Origin of the sequence: Neobacillus drentensis (genome assembly GCF_036965245.1) — a bacterium.
Taxonomy (GTDB): Bacteria; Bacillota; Bacilli; order Bacillales; family Cytobacillaceae; genus Neobacillus; species Neobacillus drentensis_G.
The window spans coordinates 1-18,389 of the sequence record NZ_JBALPG010000017.1; the positions used below are offsets into that span (position 1 = coordinate 1).

Annotated in this window: 15 protein-coding genes, 1 pseudogene and 1 riboswitch; of the genes and pseudogenes, 8 read left to right on the plus strand and 8 right to left on the minus strand. The window is 37.4% G+C overall.

All coding sequences use genetic code 11. The features are described 5' to 3' along the window. The first annotated feature begins 264 nt into the window (after positions 1-264). Positions 265-2,631 (plus strand): universal stress protein, encoded by a 2,367-nt coding sequence (locus tag V7150_RS04180; protein ID WP_335513893.1) that lies wholly within the window; start codon positions 265-267, stop codon positions 2,629-2,631. A gap of 83 nt (positions 2,632-2,714) precedes the next feature. On the opposite strand, the gene V7150_RS04185 is transcribed toward V7150_RS04180, so the two are convergent. Further along, positions 2,715-3,092, minus strand: a complete 378-nt coding sequence (locus V7150_RS04185) for a DUF2294 domain-containing protein (RefSeq protein ID WP_335513895.1) — start codon at positions 3,090-3,092, stop codon at positions 2,715-2,717. 233 nt (positions 3,093-3,325) lie between these two features. Then, a riboswitch (cyclic di-AMP (ydaO/yuaA leader) is annotated at positions 3,326-3,469 on the plus strand. 436 nt (positions 3,470-3,905) lie between these two features. Here V7150_RS04185 and V7150_RS26555 point away from each other — a divergent pair. The 7 genes from V7150_RS26555 to V7150_RS04215 all read left to right on the plus strand — a co-directional run bounded on the left by V7150_RS26555 (position 3,906) and on the right by V7150_RS04215 (position 10,516). Continuing rightward, complete coding sequence (locus V7150_RS26555; RefSeq protein WP_420490253.1) at positions 3,906-3,983, plus strand: potassium-transporting ATPase subunit F; 78 nt, start codon at positions 3,906-3,908, stop codon at positions 3,981-3,983. Positions 3,984-4,007: 24 nt separating this feature from the next. Beyond that, complete coding sequence (gene kdpA / locus V7150_RS04190; RefSeq protein WP_335513897.1) at positions 4,008-5,681, plus strand: potassium-transporting ATPase subunit KdpA; 1,674 nt, start codon at positions 4,008-4,010, stop codon at positions 5,679-5,681. 34 nt (positions 5,682-5,715) lie between these two features. Then, the gene (gene kdpB / locus V7150_RS04195; protein WP_335513899.1) at positions 5,716-7,743 is read left to right on the plus strand and encodes a potassium-transporting ATPase subunit KdpB; all 2,028 of its coding nucleotides are present in this window, start codon (positions 5,716-5,718) and stop codon (positions 7,741-7,743) included. A 28-nt stretch (positions 7,744-7,771) separates the two neighbouring features. Then, positions 7,772-8,326, plus strand: a complete 555-nt coding sequence (kdpC, locus tag V7150_RS04200; protein WP_335513900.1) for a potassium-transporting ATPase subunit KdpC — start codon at positions 7,772-7,774, stop codon at positions 8,324-8,326. 95 nt (positions 8,327-8,421) lie between these two features. Then, positions 8,422-8,832, plus strand: a complete 411-nt coding sequence (locus V7150_RS04205) for a CBS domain-containing protein (protein WP_335513902.1) — start codon at positions 8,422-8,424, stop codon at positions 8,830-8,832. A gap of 86 nt (positions 8,833-8,918) precedes the next feature. Beyond that, positions 8,919-9,989, plus strand: coding sequence for a pyruvate kinase (locus V7150_RS04210; protein WP_335513905.1), 1,071 nt, complete (start codon positions 8,919-8,921; stop codon positions 9,987-9,989). A gap of 302 nt (positions 9,990-10,291) precedes the next feature. Beyond that, on the plus strand, positions 10,292-10,516 hold the full coding sequence (locus tag V7150_RS04215) for a hypothetical protein (RefSeq protein ID WP_335513907.1): 225 nt from the start codon (positions 10,292-10,294) through the stop codon (positions 10,514-10,516). Positions 10,517-10,696: 180 nt separating this feature from the next. Here V7150_RS04215 and V7150_RS04220 read toward each other — a convergent pair whose 3' ends face one another. From V7150_RS04220 to V7150_RS04255, 7 genes and pseudogenes are all read right to left on the minus strand, one after another. Next, positions 10,697-11,863, minus strand: coding sequence for a Ger(x)C family spore germination protein (locus V7150_RS04220; protein WP_335513909.1), 1,167 nt, complete (start codon positions 11,861-11,863; stop codon positions 10,697-10,699). Further along, positions 11,863-13,215: a spore germination protein gene (locus tag V7150_RS04225; RefSeq protein WP_335513911.1), complete on the minus strand. Its 1,353-nt coding sequence runs from the start codon at positions 13,213-13,215 to the stop codon at positions 11,863-11,865. The genes V7150_RS04220 and V7150_RS04225 overlap by 1 nt, the downstream gene beginning before the upstream one ends. A 32-nt stretch (positions 13,216-13,247) precedes the next feature. Continuing rightward, the gene (locus V7150_RS04230) at positions 13,248-13,382 is read right to left on the minus strand and encodes a hypothetical protein (protein WP_335513914.1); all 135 of its coding nucleotides are present in this window, start codon (positions 13,380-13,382) and stop codon (positions 13,248-13,250) included. Continuing rightward, positions 13,372-14,417, minus strand: a pseudogene (locus tag V7150_RS04235) (GerAB/ArcD/ProY family transporter). Before V7150_RS04235 ends, V7150_RS04230 begins: the two are co-directional and overlap by 11 nt. Positions 14,418-14,727: 310 nt before the next feature. Further along, complete coding sequence (locus V7150_RS04245; protein WP_335513924.1) at positions 14,728-15,783, minus strand: ABC transporter permease; 1,056 nt, start codon at positions 15,781-15,783, stop codon at positions 14,728-14,730. Further along, positions 15,780-16,505: an ABC transporter ATP-binding protein gene (locus V7150_RS04250; protein ID WP_335513927.1), complete on the minus strand. Its 726-nt coding sequence runs from the start codon at positions 16,503-16,505 to the stop codon at positions 15,780-15,782. The genes V7150_RS04245 and V7150_RS04250 overlap by 4 nt, the downstream gene beginning before the upstream one ends. A 215-nt stretch (positions 16,506-16,720) precedes the next feature. Next, on the minus strand, positions 16,721-18,250 hold the full coding sequence (locus V7150_RS04255) for a DHA2 family efflux MFS transporter permease subunit (RefSeq protein WP_335513930.1): 1,530 nt from the start codon (positions 18,248-18,250) through the stop codon (positions 16,721-16,723). Between the last annotated feature and the right edge of the window lie 139 nt (positions 18,251-18,389).

Sequence of the window (18,389 nt, forward strand, 5' to 3'; positions counted from 1 at the left end):
CAAACTATTTATGATATCCCTATAGTAGGAATGTATTTGAAAAAAGAGAAATCAAATCTATAAGATTTTATTATTAAGGCTTTTTTACTCTTCTTTATTCCTGCACTAACTTATTTTTTCGATTTTAGACTGTGATTTTTATGGATAAGATAAAACATTTGAATGATTACACTTACTAGATATTTATTGCTGTACATAGGAATTATTGAGGGGAGTAAGGATTGCTCTCCTATTTTTGTATATTTATGAAAAGGAGGGGTAATGATGTCGGACAAATTTCGAAGAAAATCACCAGAGGAATTCTTACAATCTATTTATAAGGTTCAACGCGGCAGATTAAAAATCATCCTTGGGGCTGTTTCAGGCACAGGAAAGACTTTTAATATGATATTAGAAGGTAATGAGCTTAAGAAAAAATCAATTGATGTGGTCATTGGAATTATAAGTGCATCCGACCGCCCTCATACCATTGAACAAATAGGGGAATTAGAACGCGTTCCACCAATTGAATGGATGGAAAATGGAATCCATAAATATGATTTGGATTTACCTGCTATCATTGAAAGAAATCCTGAAGTAGTACTTGTAGACGAATTATCACACCGTAATCGTCCTGATGCGTTATATAAGACAAGGCTTGAAGATGTTTTAAAGTTAATAAGCAATAATATTAGTGTAATTACAACAATAAACATCTATGAATTAGAAGGGGTCAAAGAGGTTGCTGAAAAACTGTTGGGTATTAAGGTACAAGTAGACGATTGTGTACCAGATAATACTCTTTCGATGGCAGATGAGGTGAAGCTTTTAGATGTAACTCCTGAACAAATCCTAAATCGAATTCAAGATGGTTTTATCAATGAAGTACATGAAGAAAAGAGAAAACGGCAAACATTATTCAGGAGAGATAATTTGGCCGTTTTACGTGAACTTTCTTTACGCTTTTTAGCTGGTGAAGTGAATGAAGAATTAGATGACTACCGTGAAAAACAGGGGTTAATTGGACCATCGGGTGCTACGGAGAGAATTCTTGTTTCCGTTCAATACCATTGGAACGGATCAATTTTAATACGCCGAGGCCAACAAATTGCAAAACGTTTAGGTGGGGAATTATATGTCGTCTGTTTTCGCTTACCCAATAAAAAGCTTTCTAAGGAAGAGGAGACTTTTAAGAGATCCATTATTAAGCTAGTTGATAAAGTTGATGGAGAATTTGAAGAAGTACCATTAACTAGAGATGAAGTAGCGGAGGAAATTGTTAACTATGCAACGAACAAGAACGTTACCAGGATTGTAATGGGGCAATCAAAACGAAGCCGCTTTGAGGAAATAATTTATGGATCAATCATAAATAAAATACTGCGTAAAACAAGGAATATGGATGTTTTTATTGTGGCGGACCGTACTGAAAAAAATGGAGAAAGAGTAATCCCAGCTAAGTGGAAGGTAGATAATAAGAAAAATCCCTACCATCGTATGACAAATCAAGAAGTGGAAGAACACATAGATCGGATTAGACGAGGAAATTTAAAAGTATATATAGGCGCAGCACCAGGTGTTGGCAAGACCTATACGATGCTTCGTGAGGCCAACCTATTAAAAAGAAAAGGTTTGGATATCATCATTGGGCTACTTGAAACACATGGAAGAAAAGAAACATTTGAACAAATCGGGAACCTTGAATTAATACCAAAGAAAAAAATCCATTATAAAAATGTAGTTCTGGAAGAAATGGATACAGAAGCAATTATTAAACGAAATCCAGAAGTTGTACTAGTAGATGAATTGGCGCATACCAATGTCCCTGGGAGTGATAATAAAAAACGTTATCAAGATGTGGAGGAAATTCTAAAAGCAGGAATTTCTGTTATTTCAACCATGAACATTCAACATTTAGAAAGCTTAAATGATAGTGTCGAACAAATTACTGGGGTTCGTGTCCGTGAAACAGTACCGGATCAAGTTCTAAGAATGGCAGACGAAATTGAACTTATAGATATTTCTCCTAAAGCACTTAGAGAACGAATGCGAGAAGGAAATATTTATGCAAATGAAAAAGTAGAACAAGCTCTAAGTCATTTTTTTAAAACAGGTAATTTAATTGCTCTGCGTGAATTAGCTTTACGTGAGGTTGCCGATGATGTAGATGAAAGACTTGAGTCATGGGAGAGGAAGCGGACATTAAGGGGTCCATGGAGAAAACAGGAGGTTATTTTTGTTTGTGTAAACTTACGTCCTGACAGTGTGCCTCTTATTCGGCGAGGGTTTCGAATAGCTTATCGGTTAAAAGCAGAATGGTATGTTGTTTACGTTCAAGATCATTCACCGCTAACTGAAGAGGAGGAAAAGAATCTCGAGAACATCAAATTAATGACAGAACGACTTGGTGGAATCTTCGAAATGTATGAAACTTCTCATCACCGACAAGTAGTTGGGGAATTAGTACAACAGTTAAATGAAAAAAATGCAACACAAGTGATTATCGGCCATTCTGCACGGAAGAGGATAGAAGAAATTTTAAAAGGGTCAGTGGTACAAAGGTTACTTCGGGCTGTGCGTCATTTGGATGTATTAGTTGTTGCAGACCATCAACCTGAAATTGTTGATCGAAGCAAAAGTAATCTTAATTAATATATTTAACAAGGATAGAAACCCTTAAATTATTGTGGTTTATTGGGTTTCTATCGAATAAATTTAAATGCTCGGAAAGTTAATTACGACTGCTTTTGTTCTAAATATTTTTGTAAGTCCTTATCTATGATAAAAACCTCAATTCTTTCGCCAGTTTTTGTACTAATGTCGCTGTGGCTGGAGAGAACTTTACATTCGGTTATTTTTTCTACAATCTCTTCGAAATCTCGGCTGTACATTTCAAGTAGGACCTGCCGCATTTGTTTCACTAACATTTTACCTTTCTCATGACTGACAAGGTGCTTTTCCTCTGTTGTCAAAACTCCTTTAAAGCGAGTAATCACCATGTCTTGTACAATGTATGTTTTAGCTTCCTGGGGGCCGCGTCCTAAGAGATCCCGTTGGAATTTAATAAATGCAGAACTAATTTCTGCTTCCATCCTTTTAATTAATATAGCCATAGATTTATATCCCCCAAAATTTTTAAAAAAATGTCATATTTATGCACACTATAATACTTACAGAATAGCTGAAATGTCAATAACATTTGAATTGATAAAATAAAGAGATAATAAAAGGAAACGTTAGAATTAAAGTGATTTGTTTAAATATTTGGTTGAAAATGACGGTTTTTAGCCAAAAATGAGATTTCACATATTTCTACAAAGGGATTACAATATTGTCAAAATTAACAATTGCATATCGGCCAAATCCTGAAACATTCAGGAACGGAGGAACCAATTTTTATGGGGTTAATTCTGCAATAAGCAGGAGGGATGAGAGACTCTTTCGCCATCCTACCCGTCAGCTAACTTCGTCGGCTAAAGCGAAGGAGGTCATAAGACCACCTTTTTCAAGGGGCTTTTTTTGTTGTGTGTTCAGCAAAAGAGCAGCTTGAATTTTAAAGTAGGTCTTTTTATTATGCCTATTTTTATGAAAAAGGAACATGGAAGACAGAACGCAAAGAGAGCGATATGCTTGCTAGGCGTTAAGTAGACCAATGAGTACTTTTTCTCCAGAATATTGAAATTATGATTGCAGCCTTCATGGTTATCTATCTTATCGGATAGAAATCATGGTGTGTTTGCTATTAATTTCAATGGGGAAAAGTAAACATTGGTCTATTTTTTATTCCGTGGATAATTTTCAGGATGGGAGGGAGAAATAATTATGGATCTTGTTTCTATTGGACTCATTGCAGTATGTTTCATTATCTTTTTCGGTTTTATTAAGTTTTGCGAAAGCGTAATTGAGGAACAGGGGAGCGATAAATAATGATTTTATTATTGGTTATTGTTGGTGGATTAACAATCTATTTAATTGATGCATTAATTCATCCTGAAAGATATTAATTTTTTTACTCGGAGGAAAACAAAATGGATTTTTTACAAATAACCATAGTGTTGGTTTTGGTTGTTATCCTAGCAATACCTATGGGGCGATATATAGCATCAGCATTCTCTTTAGAATCGACCAGATTGGATAGAGTTTTCGGTGGCATAGAAAAATTAATCTATAAAATTTCTGGAATAAAAGAAACTGATATGAAATGGCAGCAATACGCTAAAGCTCTTTTATTAAGTAATCTTGTGATGTTCGGGATTGGATATATCATTGTGCGTTTCCAGCACCTACTCCCGGGTAATCCGAGTGATATAGGGGCCATGGAACCACTCTTATCATTTAACACTATTGCCAGCTTCTTAACAAATACAAACCTGCAGCACTATAGTGGTGAATCTGGGTTATCTTATTTCTCTCAAATGATGGTCATTATTTTTCTGATGTTCACTACTCCTGCCACTGGTTTAGCGCTTTGTATCGCCTTTTTCAGAGGTATTACAGGTCAGAGAAGCATCGGTAACTTTTATGTTGATTTAGTACGTGCACTCACACGTATTCTTATTCCATTATCGATTATTGTTGCCTTGTTCCTTGTTGGTCAAGGAGTTCCGCAAACATTGGAACCGACAGTTACAGCTCATACAGTTGAAGGTATAGTACAAAAGATAGCACGAGGTCCTGTTGCTGCATTGGAATCTATTAAACACTTAGGTACAAATGGGGGTGGGATCTTTGGAGTGAACTCTGCTCATCCATTTGAGAACCCTTCACCGCTTTCGAATGTAATCGAGATAATCTCTATGTTTTTAATACCAGCTTCTTTGCCATTTGCTTTTGGACGAATGAGTAAAAACCGGAAACAAGGTATTATCTTATTCACAGCAATGGGGATCATCTTCCTCGGATTCCTGTCACTTGCATACTTTAGTGAAGCTAATGGAAATCCTGCCTTAAAGGGAATTGGTCTGTCACAGGAAAACGGCAGTATGGAAGGGAAGGAAGTTAGATTTGGTCTTGCTCAGTCTGCATTATTTACAACGGTAACAACTGCTGCTACTACAGGTTCAGTTAACAATATGCATGATACATTGACTCCTCTCGGAGGGCTTGTACCACTAGGTCAAATGATGCTTAACTGTGTGTTTGGAGGAGACGGAGTAGGGTCTATCAATATATTAATGTATGCCATCTTAGCCGTATTCTTAGCTGGCTTAATGGTTGGTCGTACTCCTGAATTTCTGGGCAGGAAAATTGAAGCAAAGGAAATGAAATTAATTGCTATTACGATACTGATTCATCCGTTAATCATATTGGTGCCATCTGCAATTGCTCTTGCCACTAATATGGGGACAGCTGCCATCTCCAATCCTGGATTCCATGGTCTTTCCCAGGTAGTGTATGAGTTCACTTCATCAGCTGCCAATAACGGATCTGGATTTGAGGGACTAGGAGACAATACCCCATTTTGGAATATTTCAACGGGTATAGTCATGGTGTTTGGACGATATTTCTCAATGATTGCCATGATCGCAGTGGCAGGATCAATGTTGGCTAAAAAACCAGTACCTGAGACACTTGGTACCTTTAAAACAGATAACAGTACATTCATGGTTGTTTTACTCGCTACAGTATTGATTGTAGGTGCTTTAACATTCTTCCCAGTACTTGCGCTAGGACCAGTGGCAGATTGGCTGACCATACGATAATGAAAGAAAACAGAATGTAAAGGAGTATTCCTATATGAACACAACGCGTAAAAATACTCTCAGTAAAGAGATTGTTAAAAATGCGATAAAGGATTCATTTAAAAAACTGAATCCCATGTTAATGGTAAAAAATCCAGTTATGTTTGTTGTAGAAGTAGGATTCGTTATTACCTTCTTATTGTCGATTTTTCCTTCTCTTTTCGGTGGAGAATCAGACGCATTTTATAACGGCATCGTTAGCTGCATTTTATTTATTACAATCTTGTTTGCTAATTTTGCAGAAGCATTGGCTGAAGGCAGGGGAAAAGCTCAGGCAGATAGTTTAAAGAAAACAAAACAAGATTCGAAAGCAAAGCGGCTACAAAAAGATGGCAGTTATACAATTGTTGATTCAACCGAATTGCGCAAGGGTGATGTCGTCCTAGTAGAAGCCAACGAAATGATTCCTGGAGATGGTGAGGTAATAGAAGGAGTTGCTTCAGTAGATGAATCAGCGATTACTGGCGAATCTGCTCCAGTTATTAAAGAATCAGGTGGTGATTTCAGTTCGGTTACAGGTGGTACTCGAGTAACCAGTGATAGCATAAAAGTAAAAATCACTGCTGATCCTGGTGAGTCCTTCCTTGATCGGATGATTGGTTTGGTGGAAGGGGCGAAACGCCAAAAAACACCGAATGAAATCGCGTTAAATACGCTTTTAGTTAGTTTAACGCTAATATTCTTAATTGTTTGTACAACACTTGTTCCTATTTCTTCATATGTTAATGCTAATATTTCGATTGCAACTTTAATTGCCCTGCTTGTTTGCTTAATCCCGACAACCATAGGCGGTCTTCTTTCGGCCATTGGTATTGCAGGTATGGATCGTGTCACTCAGTTTAACGTCATAGCCATGTCAGGTAAAGCAGTGGAAGCAGCTGGAGATATTAATACAATCATTCTGGATAAAACGGGTACGATTACACATGGTAACCGGATGGCGGCATCCTTTTTAGCTGTTCAAAATATTACTCAGGATGAATTAAACCGTGCAGCAGTGGCTAGTTCACTTCATGATGATACACCGGAAGGCAGGTCTATCATTGAACTAGGTAAAAAATTTAATACTGTCCTTCCAGAGATTTCTGGTACAGAAGGAGTAGAATTTAAAGCGGAAACTCGGATGAGTGGAACTAATTTTCCAGATGGTATGGAGGTACGTAAAGGGGCGGTTGATGCCATTAAAGCATATGTGAAGGAGCAAGGCGGAGTAGTTCCAGTCGACTTGGAAGAAAAGGCAAAGGAAATTGCCGTCGAAGGGGGAACTCCTTTAGCTGTAGCTGTTGGAAATCGTATTTTAGGATTAATTTATTTGAAGGATACCGTGAAGGCTGGCATGAGAGAGCGGTTCGATGAGTTAAGAAAAATGGGGATAAAAACAGTCATGTGCACTGGTGACAATCCTTTGACTGCTGCAACCATTGCAAAAGAAGCTGGCGTAGATGACTTTATTGCCGAAGCAAAACCTGAAGATAAAATTGCTGTTATAAAAAAGGAACAAGCCGAAGGAAAATTGGTCGCAATGACAGGTGACGGCACAAACGATGCACCTGCACTTGCACAAGCGGATGTTGGCCTGGCTATGAACACTGGAACAATGGCGGCAAAAGAAGCGGCTAACATGGTTGACTTAGACTCTGATCCAACGAAAATTATTGAAGTTGTATCAATAGGAAAACAGCTGCTGATGACGCGTGGTGCTTTGACAACGTTTAGTATCGCGAATGATGTTGCTAAATATTTTGCCATCATTCCTGCCATTTTCATGATAGCTATACCTAAGATGGAAGCACTAAACATTATGAACCTTCAAACCCCAGATAGCGCCATTCTTTCAGCACTCATTTTTAACGCCATCATAATACCATTGCTTATTCCATTAGCGATGAAGGGTGTTAAATATATTCCAATGAGTGCAACAAAATTATTAAACCGCAATCTGTTTATATATGGGTTTGGCGGTGTCGTGGTGCCATTTATAGGTATCAAAATGATTGATATCGCATTAAGTTTGTTTATTTAAAAATATCTAACAAAAGTGGTGAGGTTAAATGTTAAAAAGTTTAAGGCTCAGCCTTGTTTTATTAATTATTTGTGGGATTGCCTATCCTTTGGTTGTGACCGGCATCTCAACAGTATCGATGCCTGATAAGTCCAAAGGCAGCTTAATTGAAAGTAATGGAAAAGTGGTTGGTTCTGAGCTAATTGGGCAGATGTTTAAGGATCCTAAATATTTTAGTGGCCGGGTATCTTCTATTGAGTATAATGCGGCTGGATCAGGTTCTAATAATTATGCCCCTTCTAATAAGGACATGATTGAACGGACAAAAAAGGATATTGAAGCCTTTATTGCTGCTAATCCTGATGTGAAGAAAGGAGAAATACCTGCAGATTTATTAACAAACTCTGGTTCAGGACTTGATCCACACATTTCTCCATTAGCAGCAGAAATACAAGTTCCTCGAATTGCTAAGACTAGAGGAATAGAAGAAGCAAAGGTCTATCAGTTAATAAAAGAAAAAACAGAAGAGCGTCAACTGGGGATTTTTGGTGAGCCTAGAGTCAACGTTTTAGAATTAAATATGGCACTAGACCAAATGAAGTAGGTTGTGCCGAACCAGCAAGCTATTCCTTGAAAGATCAAGATTATGCGAAATATCGGTTCATAAAAAATTAGCAGATATGAAGGATAGTGAGTTACTTGAATATAGCATTTTTTCTTATACCTAAAAATGAAGTTGCATATATAAAATATGAATCGACCATGAGGCAAACCTTAGAAAAGATGGAATATCACAGATATACAGCTGTTCCCTTAATAGATTGTGATGGAAGGTACGTTGGTACATTAACGGAAGGCGATCTATTATGGAAAATAAAGAACACACCAAATTTTAATTTTGAAAGCACAAGAAAAATTTGGCTAAATGAAGTACCTCTTCACCAAAAAAATCAAGCAATCTCGATAAATTCAGAAATTGAGGACATTATTTTAAAGTCAATTGAACAAAATTTTGTTCCGGTTGTCGATGATGATAATACATTTATTGGTATTATCCGAAGAAGAGAAATTATTGATTTTTGTGCAAAAAGAATTTTTGTTTCACCATGATTCCTAAGTATTTATTTTCTTATACAGAGAAAAATAGTTGTCATAGGAGATTTACAAGAAATTTTTTCATAATTTGAGGTGATCCTATGTCGATAGATCGTATTTGTACAATTGGCCCTGCAAGTAATGATAAATCCGTTCTTACTGAATTGATTAATCATGGTATGACGATTGCCAGATTGAATTTTTCCCATGGGACATACGAAAGTCACAGTAACGTTATTCGATTAATAAAAACACTTAGTAATGAGATGGGACAACAAATAAAAATTCTAGGGGATTTACAAGGTCCGAAAATTCGATTAGGTAAAGTTAAAGGTGAAAAAGTCACGCTCAAAACGGGACAGGACTTTACACTTGTTTGTAATCAAATTATTGGTAACGAACAACAGGCAAGTGTTGATTATGAAAATTTAGTCAAAGATGTCCAACCAAATAATCGTATCTTAATTAATGATGGCGCCGTAGAATTGTTGGTTACTTCTGTAGATCAGACTAAAGTTGTTACAAAGGTCAGATCTGGTGGAGAAATTTCTTCTCATAAAGGAGTGAATTTACCAGGGGTTGTTACAAGTTTACCTTCAATAACTGAAAAAGATAAATTAGATATTGAATTCCTATTACAAGAAGAAATTGATTTCATTGCTTGTTCATTTGTACGCAGAGCGTCTCATATCAATGAAATCAGGAATTTTATTAAAGGTAAACAAGGGCATGCTCCTCAATTGGTGGCGAAAATTGAAACCATTGAGGCAATCCATAACTTCCAAGAAATATGTAAGGAGACTGATGCCGTAATGATTGCTAGAGGGGATCTAGGGGTAGAGCTGCCCTACCAATGGATTCCACTTTTGCAAAAAGCTATGATTAGAGAATGTAATCGGTTGAATACCTATGTCATTACGGCTACACAAATGCTTCAATCAATGGTAGATAACCCTATACCAACCCGGGCAGAAGTCATGGATGTATTTCAAAGCGTTTTAGATGGAACAAATGCTGTCATGTTGTCGGCTGAAAGTGCTGCAGGGCACTATCCGGTTCAGAGCATCGAAACATTGAAGCTTGTGTCTCAATTTGCAGAATGTGTTAAGAAAGAGGAGCCATTCGACTTTACCGATATGTTGAACTTATTGAATAATACGATAAGTTGTTAATTATTTTTACCGAGAAGTTAACCCTTCTCTTTTTTTTATATATAATCCATTTAATGGAGTGTAGTATTTAGCAGAAGTGGTCATTGGAATTTGATATCTTAATGATAAATCAGGAACAAATGATAACATTCAGCATTGTAACGAGGATTTATACCTAAACACAAAATAAAATAACAGTAAAGAAATCACCTAATATAGGCAAATATCTATTCCTCTTTAAATATGGACACATATAGTATTTTGAAACAATTTGAGGAGGAGATAAGAAATGGAAAGACAATTCTTTGGAAGCCCTATGGGTTATGGAGGATATCCTGGATATCCAGGTTATCCTGGTTATGGCATGGGATATGGGGGTTATGGCATGGGATATGGTGGCTATGGCACGGGATATGGTGGCTATCCTTTCCACCATCATCATGGATTCCATCATGGATATTATCCGATGCACCACCACGGGTTCTGTTGTTAACGTAAAAATGGATTTAACCCTGGAGCGATGTCTCCAGGGTTTTAAATTGTCGTAAAAGGAACCAATTAGAGTCTATAATATTATCGAGAAGGGCCCTTTGTTTACTAAGAGGGGCCCAAGAGCAGGGTTTCAGTTAAAATTCTTAATTCCTTGATCATCGTAAAGGATAAACGACTATCTAAGTCTAGGCTCAAAGCCCTGAAGGTGCAAAATGAATCAAAAGGTATGGATAGAGTTATTCAATAGTAGGCTCTCCCCGTTGTTTAGCTCCATTGACCAATTTCACTTTTATATCCAGCTTAATGGAATCTTTTGTTAACGGAATTTTTCCATTATGTTCTGCTTGTTTCCAGGCTTTTACGTTTCTCCTATAAAGAGCCTCTGATAGTCGATACACATCTGCGTCGATGCTAAGTCCCTTTGTATATGTTTCCATAACTTGTTTTTTTATTTCCTTTTCTGTTTCTGTTGCTAACCTAGCAAGATTAACTTTTTCCACAAGGACAAGAACAACAGCTTTAGCTTTGATCTGTACATTAAAATGAATGTTCGAATTTTTTACTACTGGGAGTACCTTTACCTTTAACTTTTCAATCACTAGATTAACTTTTGACCCTTCTTTACTTTTTACCTCTATCCCGTCTCGAACAAAATCTTTACTCATCCACCTAAAACCTATGGCGTAATCGTTTGTTATGTCTCCCTTAAGAGCATCAGCTGTAGTAACAGCAATTCCATCTATTTTAATGGCATCATGTCCCCCCTTATCAGTTACCCATGCTTTTGCAGAAATGCTTATGAAAGGCATAATTACCTCATGTCCGGGCTCGTCCAGCGCGATAAGCAGTTCTCTCATATCAATTGGACGAATAAACGAACTTTGATGAAATGCGGCTTTTGGATCACTTAGCCTTGATAGGGCGGTTGACATATCAAGAATGGGGGTGGTAACGAATACTTTTGAAAGTGGTTCCTTTGTTGCATACATCCAAATACGATAGCGTGTCTCCCGATAGCGATCCAACATATCAATCGTCGCTTTGACCCCCACATGTTTTAGGGCATCTTCTGTGAAAACAAGATAGGAAAGATGTCCCCAAAATATGCGTCTTTGGGCACTTTTATAGAGGTTGAAGACTGCTTTATCAAACGATTTTGACGAAGCATGGCCGACTTCAACATTTACTTGAGCCCCTCCGGGTCCGCTGGACTCAGATTTAGCCATTAATCGTAAATTTATCACTTGTAAATAAACGGTATAATGGCCATCCTTATAATCCACTCCAAGCCCTTGAGCATATACCATTCGCTCGGATTCATTTGTATCCCAACAGCCGGCTATCGGGAACACTATCAGCACGATCAATGTAAGAAAAAAGTGTTTTATCAGTTTTCTCCTCATTAGGATTTCCCTTCTTTTCGGGTAGGATCGTTAGGGTTCAGAGAGTTTGCTCTATTGCCTTTTTTTGAATCGGGTAAACGAAAAACAGATTTTAAGATATTCATCATATCAATACGGGTAGCTAAACCTAAATAAGGAACCCCAAAAATCCGAATTTGAGCAATGTAAATTAAAATAATATAGATTGATATAAAAAAACCAAAAAAACCAAAAAGAGAAACACAAAAGATGACAAAAAACCGTATTATAGAAACTGTTCCAATTAACCACTGGTTTACCAGTGTAAAGGTAGCAATAGTCGAGCCTGAAATGACAACAAGCATGGCAGGATTTGTTAAACCCGCTCTAATTGCCGCATCTCCGATAATAAGTCCGCCTATTACGCTGAGTGTTTGACCTACTGCGGTTGGTAAGCGCAGACCTGCTTCCCTAAATAATTCAAATATAAGCAGCATTAATAAGGCTTCGAGAGCAGTGGGCAGAGGAACTCCTCTTCTCGATTCTACAATTGTTGCTAAGAGCGTGAGCGGAAGCTGATTCTGATGGAAAGCAGAGAGGGCAACCCAGAAACCCGGAAGAAAAGTGGCCACAAGAATTCCAACAACTCTCATTAATCGCTCAAATGAGTTAAAAGCATAGTTCTGCTCTTTATCCTCGGTACTCTTTAACAGAAAGAACAGGTTTACGGGTGTAATGTAAGCATAAGCAATCCCATCGATTAAAATAATGATTCTGCCGTTAAGGAGAGATTGAACGGCAAAATCCGGCCGTCCCGTATAGGCATGACGCGGAAAGAAACCGAATGGGTTTTTATCTATTAATTCTTCTAATTGTGTACCGCTGAAAAGTCCATCAATATCAATAGCAGACAACTTTTCCATGATTGTTTGTAAAATTTCCTTATCAGTAATATCGTCTATAAATAGTACAGAAACTTTCGTTCTGGTTCGCCTGCCAATTTCAAGCGATTTACTTGCAAGCGAGGTTGTTCGAAGTCGTTTTCGAATTAAAGCGGTGTTGATAGAAATGTCTTCGATAAAATTGTCTCGTGGGCCTAAGAGATTAACTTCTGTTTTTGTTTCTTCCGGGTTTCGCTGTGGCCGTTCAGAAATGTCCACCAGAAAAATGCTTCCCGGTATATTGAAAATCAACAGCAATTTTCCGGAAAAAATCTCTGAAACTGCTTCATCCTCATTTCCTACCAATTTTAGAGAAGGGAGGCGAAGGAGCTCGAGAATCTTTTCCTTGCTAGGTTCTACTTGTAATTGCGAAAAAAAAGCTTCAAGACGTTCGGGAACTGTTTGATAAAGCATTTCGTTTCTAACTAACCCTTGACAGTAAGTGAGCATCACCTTGTGCTGATTAAATGTAAAAGGCTCAAATTTTACATCTTCGTTTTTTTTGAATAACTCCGAAGAGTTTGTTCGTTAAGGGACTTTGCGGCTGTTGAAATATCCTTTTCATCAGGATTTTTAGTTATATTCAGAGTGGTTTTCTTTTGCTTTTTCTTAAACATCATTGTTCGGCCTCCAAACTTTTCTTTCAAAGAACGCTGCTAATAGACCGAGGAAAACTGATAAGCCTAAGAAGAACCAAACTGTAAATGGTAAAATGATTGCAGATAAAATTTCCATGAATTGAAAATCAGTGATTGGCAGTAATGTTATAGCAGTAATTGCAGCTAAAATAAATAAAAGGTACCATTTTTGTTTTTGTTTAAATGGAAGATATTCCTTTATTAGCAGCAAAAGTAATGAAATTCGGATAAATGCACCTGATAGCCATTGGTAGATAGATAAAAAGTCGACGTGTTCAATAAAATTTCCAAGAGAGGCCAGTCCCCATTCCTCGTATGGAGGAAATCGCTGTTTTGATGCTTCCACGGGTCCAAATTCAATCACAGCTCCTATAAGAGGGCCAACTGTTAACAGTGTTAAAATGATTGAAGCTATAACAAAATGGCGAAACCGAATGGGTGTTTCAGTTTTGTGTTGAAGAAATAGAAGGAGCATTAATTCAACCATCCCTGAACATTGATATACCGTTCCCTTTAAAACAGGCCGAAACCCATGTTCGAGAAAGGGCATAAGAAGTGAAAAATTCTTGTATTGAAAATTGGCAAACGCCACAAAAAAGCCGAGAATAGTAATAAAAAATAAAAGAAAAATATTAACGATACTCAAGGTACGCAGACTCGTCCCTGCCAGCACCCAACAAACCAAAGCAAAACAAACTGCCATCAAAAAAAAGGGGTCTTCGGGAGGAAAGTAATACTGACCCAAGTAATTGTTTCCCTTAATGTCACCCCTGCTAAAATGGTAAGATAAAGGATAATAATAAAAAAAATGATGTTGCCTAGCCATTTTCCAGTATATTTTTGTATCCATTTATTCAAGTGCTCCTGCTTTGTTTTTTTATGAATAAAAAATAGAAGAGGAATCCAGAGAAGTATCAAAAAAAGTGAAACAATCACACTTAACCAAGAATCCCTTCCTACAGTTTGTATCAGTGGTGAAATAATAGTGACATGATTCTTTAAGCCAATCGCAGTCATCGATAATAGAATTAATTGAAATACTGTAATTGAATCTGACTTCTTTATAGCTAGACCTCCCTATACAGTATAATTATGGTAAATATTATTTGTTTTTCACTTTTAATTATTCTTGTAATATTTTTTTATAGCTCTTGTATTAAATTGGATGTAATTTTGGCCGCAAAAGGATAGGGTTGGAAAAGCAGCTGAATTGCATTTGACGAATGTAAATGCAATGCTTGGGGAAGTGGTGGCATGGAGTTGAGTATAAAAACTAATACGTAAAGTAACAAAAAAAGAGGGGATGTATAGGCATCCCCCCTTGTTGTTATAATTTACGATACTTTTTCAATGAAAAGATATTAAGCATGATAAATATTGCAGCGAAGATTACTAAGGCTAAAAGGTCCAAGCTAATCTCACTAAAACTATATCCTTTATACATGACGCCCCTTAATGCATCGCCGGCATAATACATAGGGAATACCTTTGCAATCGCCTGCAGCCAATCTGCCATTCCCTCTAGAGGGAATATCCCAGCAAAAAATATTTGTGGAACGACTGCTATCGGGATAAATTGCATCATTTGAAATTCGGAAGCGGCGAACGTTGACAACAATATTCCTAATGATAATGCCACCAATGCTAAGAGCAAATTTATCAGAAGTACATTCCATATCGATCCAACGAGCACGATATCTAATACATTAATTGAATAAAAAACGACAATAACCGTTTGAATAACTGCAAACATCCCATAGCCGGCCAAATAAGCCGTGACAATTTCTCCTCTTTGGATCGGGGTTGATAATAACCGTTCTAATGTTCCTGTTGTCCGCTCGCGCAATAACCCAATACCTGAAATGATAAAGACAAAGAAAAAGACAAAGAAACCAACGAATATAGGACTTAAAACATCGAAAAACACCGTGTCTTTATTTCCATAAACATAGTTTGTTTCAATCTTTTTAGGCATCATCCCTGCTAATGCCGGATTTTGCTGGATGAGTTTGGACATACCAAGAGCTGAAACCGTTTGGTTTACCTTCGCTTGTAAGCCCTTTGCGGAACTAGGGTCATCATTCTGGAGTGTTAATTCCATTTTTCCATTTTCCTGCTGCAGCAGTCCGTTAAGGTTATCATCAACCACCGTGTTTTTCGTAACTGTCTCATATTCTTTTACCTTAATGTCGGCATCTTTTAAGGCATTTATAAGACTAGAATCAACCCCCGTGACACCTAACTTCGGTGTAACGGTATTCCCATTAAATAAAAAGTACATAAGGGTTAAAATTAATAGCGGAGCCACAAACATTAATGCTAATGTTCGTTTATCACGAAGCATTTGCTGACATATTCTTTTGATTAATGCCATAATTCTCATGACTGTTTCACCCCTGCTTTCAGGAATACCTCATCGAAATCGTCTGTTTCGAATAACGCTTTTAACTCATTTGGAGTGCCACTTGTTAAAATGCGACCATCGCGAACCATTGCAACATAATCACATTTAACCGCCTCATCCATTACGTGTGTGGTCACGATAATCGTTTTTTCTTCTTCATTTTTCAAACGTAATAATTCTGCCCAAATGGACAATTTTAATTCCGGGTCAATTCCTACAGTTGGCTCATCTAAAATCAAAATTTTCGGATCTTGAATGAGCGCAATCGCCAGGGATAAACGCCGTTTCATTCCACCAGAATAAGCAGCTACCCGTTTCTTTAAATCAGGTGTCAGATTAACGAGATCGGCCGCATAGGTGATTCGTCTTTTCTGCTCTTCTTTATTCAACTTATAAAGTGATGCAAAAAACTTCAGATTCTCTTCACCTGTTAACTCAACATACAAGGCATCGGATTGCGCCATGTAACCAATTTCCTGTAATAACTTAAGATTTGGCATTTTTCTGCCCAAAACATGAATCGAACCTGTATCGGACTTTTCCATGCCGACGATCATTTTTACTAGCGTGGTTTTCCCAGCTCCTGAAGGACCGATTAACCCGAATAATTGGCCTTTCGGGATGGTTAAGTTAACATTATTCAAAACGGGCTTTTTGCCAAAGCTTTTATTCACCTGTTCCACTTTAATGGTTGAATCCATTCTTATTCCCCCTGAAGTTAAATCGTTCTTATTATTATTTTACAACTCCAGACGGTTTTAACAATGAACAGAAAGATGAATTATGTCTATAATTTCAAAAAGGGATAAAGTGTCTGGAAATATCCATGACCAAACGCGACGAATTTTTAAAGAAAGTCTACTGGAAAAAGATTTAAATAAAAAAATAGGGATGACATTTAGTCATCCCTATCGGATTAATTTTCTACTAATTCATTTACCATGTTTTGATCAGCCGGTTTCACTTCGTTCGGGTCATCCGCTTGTTTTGCGCGTTTGATAAAGAAAGCAAGGATAAGAGCAATACTTGCAATTCCAACCGATACGACGAAAGAATCATTAATTCCTTCCAACATCGCTTTCATTGCAATCTGTTGCTTCATTTCAGCTAATACATCAGGAGTAGGATTCACCGTTAAGTGTTTCATAGCGGATGCAGCTAAATCTTCCGCATGTGTTTTCGTCCGATTTGTCATGATCGTGACGAGCAGCGCAGAACCAATTGCGCCTGATACCTGCTGCAATGTACTGTTCATCGCTGTACCGTGTGGATAATAACGCGCAGGTAATTGGTTTAAGCCATTTGTCATAACAGGCATCATCACCATCGACATCCCAAACATCCGTGCTGAATATAAAAGAATTAAATGTGTATAAGATGTATCAAGCGTTAATTTACTGAAAAAATAACTTGTTAGAATCGTAATCGATAAGCCGACGACAGCCAAAATGCGGCCGCCAATCTTATCAAATAATTTCCCGGTAATTGGGGACATAATTCCCATCAATAGTGCACCTGGAAGCATCATCAAGCCAGATTTCATTGGAGAAATCCCGCGAATTGTTTGGACATAGATCGGTAAAAGCAGCATTGCTGAAAACATCGCCATAGAGATAACAACAGAAATTGCTGATGATAATGCAAACATTGGGTATTTATAGATTCTGAATTCCAGCATTGGTTTTTCAAGTTTAAATTGACGTAATATAAACATAATTAATGAAATCGCACCGACAATAATCGTTCCATATACTTGTGGACTATCCCAGCCTTTATCACCCGCTGAGCTAAATCCATACAACAATCCTCCAAATCCAATACTTGATAACACTAGCGAGAGGAAGTCAAGACTAATCTCGACTTTAGCTTTTTTATCCTTAAGTAAGAAAAACCCGATTAAAAGGACAATCACTGCAATCGGAGAAACAAAGTGAAATAGCATTCTCCAATCATAATGTTCAAGCATCCAACCGGATAATGTCGGGCCAACTGCCGGAGCAAAAATAAAAATGAGTCCGAAAAGCCCCATCGCTCCCCCTCTTTTTTCAGGTGGAAAGCTGTTTAACATCACGTTCATTAGCAGGGGCATCATAATCGCCGATCCAGAAGCTTGGATTAGCCGAGCAACTAACAATAAAGGAAAGGCGGTGGAGAATCCCGCAAGAAATGTTCCTACTGTAAATAAACTAATCGCGGTTAGAAATAACCCTCTAACGGAATATTTTTGAATCAAAAAGGCTGTTGCTGGTATCATAATCCCATTCACCAGCATATAACCTGTTGACAGCCATTGAACAGTTGATGCACCCACATCTAAATCCTTCATGATCGATGGGAGTGCAACATTCAATAGTGTTTCATTTAACATGGAAATAAAAGCCCCAATCATAAGGATGGCAAGAATCCCATATGGTGGACGTTCATTTTTTATATTGGTTGTTTCCATTATTGTCCTCCTTGAACTATTAGTTCATTTTCTTATACCTTAATTTCAAGTACTAACAATAATATCACCAGAAACTCAATTTTTGCAATAAAAAAATTTTCCAATACAGTACATCAGTTACTCTTACTTGAAAGTTATC